This window comes from Streptomyces sp. KLMMK (assembly GCF_036961605.1).
In the GTDB taxonomy this organism is placed as follows: domain Bacteria; phylum Actinomycetota; class Actinomycetes; order Streptomycetales; family Streptomycetaceae; genus Streptomyces; species Streptomyces telluris.
This window is the reverse complement of record NZ_JBAMDC010000378.1, coordinates 1-6202: the sequence shown is the minus strand read 5'-3', so window position 1 is coordinate 6202 and position 6202 is coordinate 1. Positions and strand designations below refer to the sequence as shown.

Below are 6202 nucleotides of genomic sequence, written 5' to 3'. Positions count from 1 at the left end.
GAGGGATGTCTGAACAGATCATCGCCGCCTGTGACGGGGCATCGAAGGGCAACCCCGGCCCCGCGGGCTGGGCCTGGGTCGTCGCCGACGCGACGGGCACCCCCGAGCGCTGGGAGGCCGGCCCCCTCGGCAAGGCGACCAACAACATCGCGGAGCTGACCGCCCTCGAACGGCTCCTGGAGGCCACGGACCCGGCCGTGCCGATGCAGGTGCGGATGGACTCGCAGTACGCGATGAACGCCGTCACCAAGTGGCTGCCCGGCTGGAAGCGCAACGGCTGGAAGACCTCGTCCGGCTCGCCGGTGGCCAACCGCGACCTCGTCGTGCGCATCGACGCCCTCCTCGCGGGCCGCACCGTCGATTTCCGGTACGTGCCGGCCCACCAGGAGAACGGCGACCCCCTGAACGCGATCGCCGACCAGGCGGCGAGCGACGCGGCGTCCCTCCAGCAGGCGGCCGGCACCGCGCAGGGAGCCGAGGGCATGCCCGTGCCGGCGCCCCGCGAGGCCTCGGCGCCTCGGCGCTCCGGCCCGCCCAAGACCCGCAAGCCGCGCTCCTCCGGAAACGGAACGGCGACGATCAAGGCGAAGTTCGCGGGCCGCTGCCCGTGCGGCCAGTCGTACGCGGTCGGCGAGAAGATCTCCAAGGGCGAGCGCGGATGGGGCCACCCGTCGTGCGCCGCGGCCACGTGAGCGCCGCCGCCCCGTAATTGCCGCGCGCTCCGCCCGGGCCGCCGCCTACGCTCGGCCCATGCCGGACTTCGAACTGCGGCGGATTCACGCCTTCGTCTCGGAATTCGCCCGCCGCCAGGCCGGGCGCACCCTCACCCTCCCGGGCGGCTTCGCCGCGCGCGACGACGCCTTCGCCCACTCCCGGGGGAACAACCAGGTCGTCATCGACGGCGCGGTGGACCCCGCCGCGCTGCCCGCCCTCGCGGACGAAGCGCTGGGGGACCTTCCGTTCCGCCTGATATCGGTCCTGGACGACGCGACCGGGCAGGCCTGTGCGGAGCCCCTGGTGCGGGCCGGCTACCAGCACTCGGTCTGCCTGATCATGCTGCACTCCGGCCCCCCGCCCGCCCCGGGCTCCGGGCGCGAGGCGGGTGTCGTGGGCCTGGACGACCTCCGGGTCCCGCTGACCCGCAACTGGCACGGCTTCCTCCCGGACGCCGGGGAGGAAGTCGTGCGCCACCTCGTCGAGCGCCGCGAGGCCCGGCGGCGCGGTGCCGACGTCGTGCACTTCCTCGGCTCGCGCGCGGAGGACGGCGAGGTCGCGTCCTGGGCCGACCTGTACATGGACCGCGCCTCGGGCACGGCCCAGATCGAGGACCTGGTCACCTCGGAGGCCCACCTCGGGCGCGGCCACGCGGACGCCGTCCTCGCGGCCGCCCTGCGCATGTCGGTCGCCGCGGGCTGCGGCACGCGCTTCCTGATCGCCGAGGCCGAAGACTGGCCGCGCCACTGGTACGCGCGCCGGGGCTTCACGGCCGTCGGCCGCATGCACTCCTTCGAACGCGCCTAGGACGCCCCCGTTCCCTTCTGCTGATGCTGCCGGTGGTGCCACCAGGGCCACCGGTGCCACCGGGACCCAGGAGGCGGCCGGCCCGTCCGCAGGGTCGGCTCAACCTGGCCTATGCACGACCCCTCCCCAGTGGTGGCATGGGCCGCGCGCACAGCGAGTCCGCGCAAGGGAAAGAAAGGGGAATCCCATGTTCAGACCGGTGATGACCGCCGGAGCGGCCGTGGCGCTGGTGGCCGCCGCATCGTTCGCCCCCTCGTCGGCCGCCACCGACGGGGTGCCTCCCCCGGACAGGGTCGTGATCGACGTCATGTCGGTCAACGGCTCCGGCTGCCCGGCGGGGACGGCCGCCGTGGCGGTCGCGTCGGGCAACACGGCCTTCACGGTGACCTACAGCAAGTACCTCGCCCAGGTGGGAGTCGGCGCCAAGCCGACCGACTTCCGCAAGAACTGCCAGCTCGGCCTGAACATCCACGTCCCCCAGGGCTTCACCTACGCGATCGCCAAGGCGGACTACCGCGGCTTCGCGCACCTGGAGAGCGGTGCCGTGGGCATGGAGCGGGCCAGCTACTACTTCCAGGGCATGTCCCACACGACCTCCGTCTCCCACCGCTTCGCCGGTCCGCTCGATGACAACTGGCAGACGACGGACGTGACGGACGCGTCGGAAGTCGTCTACGCCCCCTGCGGCGCACAGCGGCTGCTCAACGTGAACACCGAGCTCCGGGTGAGCGCGGGCAGCTCGGACCCGTCGAGCAGCACCAGCTTCATGGAGATGGACTCCACCGACGGCAGCGTGAGCACGCTCTACCACTTCTCGTGGAAGGAGTGCCCCTGACCGGCCGTCTCGGGTCAGAGGTGTTCGTCCGTGATTCCTGGACCAGGGGGAGGTATCTCCATGTTGAGACCGGTGGTGATCGGCAGCGCGGCCGTCGCCTTGCTCGCCGCTTCGATGATGCCCTCGTCGGCCGCTGCGGATGGGGACCCTCCGCCTGACAAGATCGTGATCGATGTGGTGGGCGTCAACGGCTCGGGCTGTCCGGCCGGAACGGCAAACGTGACCGTCAGTCCTGACAACACCGCCTTCACCGTGACCTACAGCAACTACCAGGCTCAGGTGGGCCTGGGCGCCAAGCCGACCGACTTCCGCAAGAACTGCCAGCTCAGCCTGAACGTCCGCGTCCCGCAGGGCTTCACGTACGCGGTTGCCGAGGCGGACTACCGGGGCTTCGCCCACCTGGAGAAGGGCGCGACCGGCCTGGAACGGGCCAACTACTACTTCCAGGGCATGTCGCAGACCACGTACGTGAACCACCACTTCGCGGGCCCGCTCCACGACAACTGGCAGACGTCCGACCTCACGGAGATCGAGTCGCTCGTCTACGCGCCCTGCGGGGCCGTCCGCTACCTGAACATCAACACCGAACTCCGGGTGGACGCCGGCACGTCGGACCCCACCCGCACCACGAGCTTCCTTGCGATGGACTCGACCGACGGCAGCATCAGCACGCTCTACCACTTCGCCTGGAAGCAGTGCCCCCGCTGATCCGCCGCCCCTCCTCCCCTCGTTCCCCCGATCCGCCGGCCCGTGTCAGTAGCCGGCCGGTCTGACCAGACCCGTCTCGTACGCGAAGACCGCGGCCTGCGTCCGGTCCCGCAGCCCCAGCTTGACCAGGATCCTGCTCACGTGCGTCTTGACGGTCTGCTCGGCCACGACCAGCCGTGCGGCGATCTCCGCGTTCGACAGGCCCTGGGCCACCAGGGACAGCACCTCCGTCTCACGCTCCGTCAGGCTCCCCACGCGCTCCTTCAGCGGCGCGCGGGGAGCCCCGGTCATGCGGGAGAACTCGGAGATCAGCCGCTTGGTGATGTTCGGGGAGAGCAGGGCGTCCCCGGCCGCGACCACCCGGACCGCCTGGGCGAGGTCCTCGGCCGAGGCGTCCTTCAGCAGGAATCCGGACGCGCCCGCGCGCAGCGCCTCGTACACGTACTCGTCGAGATCGAACGTGGTCAGGACGAGCACCTTGGTGGCGGCCTCCGCCGGGGCGGTGATGCGGCGGGTCGCCTCGATGCCGCCGAGCTCCGGCATCCGGATGTCCATCAGGACGACGTCGGGAGCGAGCTCGGCGGTCCTGGCGACGGCGTCGAGGCCGTCCACGGCCTGGCCGACCACCTCGATGCCGGGTTCGGCGTCGAGCAGGACCGTGAAGCCCTGGCGGACCATCATCTGGTCGTCGGCTATCAGCACGCGAATGGTCGTCACCGGGCGTCCTCGGAAAGATCGGAAGGGGCGGGGAGTCCGGGAAGGCCGGAGGGGTCGGAAGGATCAGAAGGGCCGGGAGGGCCGGAAGGGCCGGGAGGGCCGGAAGGGTCGCAGGGGAGGGCGGCGGTCACTTCGTATCCGCCGTCAGGGGTGGGGCCCACGGCCAGGTCGCCGCCGAGCATGGCGGCCCGCTCGCGCATCCCCAGCACCCCGTGCCCGGCACCCGGCGAGCGCGGAGCGGGCCTGTCCGGCGGGGAGTTGACGACCCGCACGGTGATCCGGCGCGCCCCGTACGCGGTCTCCACCCGCACCGACGCCCCGGGTGCGTGCCGCATGGCGTTGCTGAGGGCCTCCTGGACGATGCGGAACGCCGAGAGCTCCACGCCGGGCGGCAGCGGGCGCGGCTCGCCGGCGACCGAGGAGGTGACCGCGAGGCCGGCGCTGCGGACGTTGCCGAGCAGTTCGTCCAGCCGGTCGAGGGTGGGCTGGGGAGCGTGCCGCACCCCGTCGGCCCGGGCGTCCTCCGAGCGCAGCACGCCCAGGACGCGCCGCAGTTCGGCCAGCGCCTCGACGGCGTTCTGGCGGATGCCCGCGAGGTTCTCCCTGAGCTCCTGCGGCGGGTCCGTGACCAGGTGCGGGGCGACCTGGGCCTGGATGGAGATCACCGACATGTGGTGGGCGACGACGTCGTGCAGCTCGCGGGCTATGCGGTTGCGCTCCTCCAGCAGGGTGCGCCGGGCCCGCTCCTCGGCGGTGAGCACCTCCTGCTCGGCCAGCCGGGCCTTGGCCAGGCGGCCGGAGCGCCGCGCCGCCCCGATCACGACCGCCGCGAGGAAGACCATGGAGCCCCGGGTGACGGCCAGGTTGTGGTCCTGCGTGGCCAGGGCCGTGTCGGCCAGCCCCGGAAGCTACGGACCGCGGCCCGTGGCCGGCGTCCCCCGCGGGAGTGCACCCGCGGCGTAGCTCTGCGGTACTACGGGTCCGGGGTGTCGCGGCGCGGGGTGCGGGTGCGGGTGAGGGCGAGGGCGACGGCCAGGACGCAGGCGGACGTCACCAGGAGGACGGCGGGAGGGCGTACGGACTCGTGGAGCATCCATGCGCCCAGCAGGCCGCCGGCGAACATCGCGCCGACCGAGGCCGTGCGCCGCAGCTCGTAGCCGGTGCCGGAGGGGATCCTGGAGTCGAGGCCGAAGGGGGAGGTGCCGATGAGGGCCGTCATGGTGCGGGTGATGACGGTGGTCGGCATGTCCGGCACGCTCGCCCGCAAGGTCGTGACGTTGCGCATGCCCATGGCCAGGGCGACCAGGGTCGTCACCAGGTACTGACGGAAGGTCAGGGGATGGCCGAACCGTTCGACGGTCCGGCCCGTCAGCCCCGCGACGGCCAGCAGCACGGACTCCGCGACCAGGGCCTGCACGAACCACCGGCGCCCGAGGGCGTCCGCGCGGGAGCTCAGCCGCGCCCCCAGGGCGGCGCCGACGGCGAACCCGAGGAGCGACGCCCCCGACGCGGCGGCGGAGAACTCCCCGGATCCGACGACCGCGAAGCCGAGGAAGAGCGTGTTGCCCGTCTGGACGGCGGTGAAGACGGGGCCGAGCGCGAGGAAGCTGACCGCCTCGACCATCCCCGTCGTCACGGTCAGCGCCACCATGGCCGTCGTGAGGGCGGCACCGGGCTGCAGCTTCACGGGTACCACTGTCGGCGGGCCCGTGGCACCCGGCGCCGATTGCGCTGTCCGTGGGCCGTTCAGGCCTCCCGGCCCGGCCCCGCCCCCGGGCCCTCGACCAGCGCGGTCAGGCCGTCCAGCATCGAGGTGAGGCCGAGCTCGAAGACCTCGTCGAGGCGCAGGTCGTAGCCGTCGCCCTCGGCGAACGCCCCGGTCACCCTGGCGAAGACGGGATAGCGGCCGGAGGAGGTGAGGGCGTCGTAGGCCGCGGCCTGGGAGTCCAGCCACTCCTCCCCGGACAGCCCGGACTCGCTCGCGGCCTGGGCCTCCCGCTCCAGGTGGACGGCGGTGCCCTGGACGTAGCTGTAGAGCAGGACGTTCAGGTCGAGCATCGTCGCCGGAGCCAGGCCGTGGCCGTCGAGCGCGCCGAGCATCCACTCGGAGTAGCCGATGAGCCGGGGCACGGCGAGGGGGCGGGTGAGGGGCCCGATGTGCGCGAGCCAGGGGTGCCTGCGGTGCACCGCCCACAGCGCGCGGGCCCCCAGCTCCAGGCGCTGCCGCCAGCCTGCGGGCGCGTCGTCGGGGTAGGCCAGCTCGGCCAGCACCGCGTCGGCCATGAGGAGCACCAGGTCGTCCTTGCCGGTGACGTAGCGGTAGGGCGACATGGCGGCGACCCCCAGGCGGCCGGCGACGCCGCGCATGGAGAGCGAGGCCAGCCCTTCGGCGTCGGCGATGGCGACGGCGGCCCGGACGAT

7 protein-coding genes and 1 pseudogene are annotated in these 6202 nt (G+C 72.8%); 4 read left to right on the top strand and 4 right to left on the bottom strand.

All coding sequences use genetic code 11. The annotated features are described in order from the left end of the window. Positions 1-5 precede the first annotated feature (5 nt). The 4 genes from V7793_RS31530 to V7793_RS31515 all read left to right on the top strand — a co-directional run bounded on the left by V7793_RS31530 (position 6) and on the right by V7793_RS31515 (position 3064). Entirely contained in the window at positions 6-692 is a 687-nt protein-coding gene (locus V7793_RS31530; RefSeq protein WP_336013042.1) for a ribonuclease H family protein, read from the top strand. A gap of 58 nt (positions 693-750) precedes the next feature. Next, positions 751-1521: a GNAT family N-acetyltransferase gene (locus V7793_RS31525; RefSeq protein WP_336013040.1), complete on the top strand. Its 771-nt coding sequence runs from the start codon at positions 751-753 to the stop codon at positions 1519-1521. A 187-nt stretch (positions 1522-1708) separates the two neighbouring features. Continuing rightward, positions 1709-2356, top strand: a complete 648-nt coding sequence (locus V7793_RS31520) for a DUF4360 domain-containing protein (RefSeq protein WP_336013037.1) — start codon at positions 1709-1711, stop codon at positions 2354-2356. Between the two features lie 60 nt (positions 2357-2416). Beyond that, on the top strand, positions 2417-3064 hold the full coding sequence (locus V7793_RS31515; RefSeq protein ID WP_336013036.1) for a DUF4360 domain-containing protein: 648 nt from the start codon (positions 2417-2419) through the stop codon (positions 3062-3064). A gap of 45 nt (positions 3065-3109) precedes the next feature. Here V7793_RS31515 and V7793_RS31510 read toward each other — a convergent pair whose 3' ends face one another. From V7793_RS31510 to V7793_RS31495, 4 genes and pseudogenes are all read right to left on the bottom strand, one after another. Then, positions 3110-3781, bottom strand: coding sequence for a response regulator transcription factor (locus V7793_RS31510; RefSeq protein ID WP_336013034.1), 672 nt, complete (start codon positions 3779-3781; stop codon positions 3110-3112). Beyond that, positions 3778-4689 (bottom strand): annotated as a pseudogene (locus tag V7793_RS31505) (sensor histidine kinase); the annotation flags it as partial. The pseudogene V7793_RS31505 and the gene V7793_RS31510, both read right to left, overlap by 4 nt. Before the next feature lie 65 nt (positions 4690-4754). Further along, positions 4755-5468, bottom strand: a complete 714-nt coding sequence (locus V7793_RS31500; RefSeq protein ID WP_336013032.1) for a YoaK family protein — start codon at positions 5466-5468, stop codon at positions 4755-4757. Positions 5469-5527: 59 nt separating this feature from the next. Next, on the bottom strand, positions 5528-6202 hold a 675-nt coding region (locus V7793_RS31495; RefSeq protein WP_336013031.1), incomplete at its 5' end, for a TetR/AcrR family transcriptional regulator.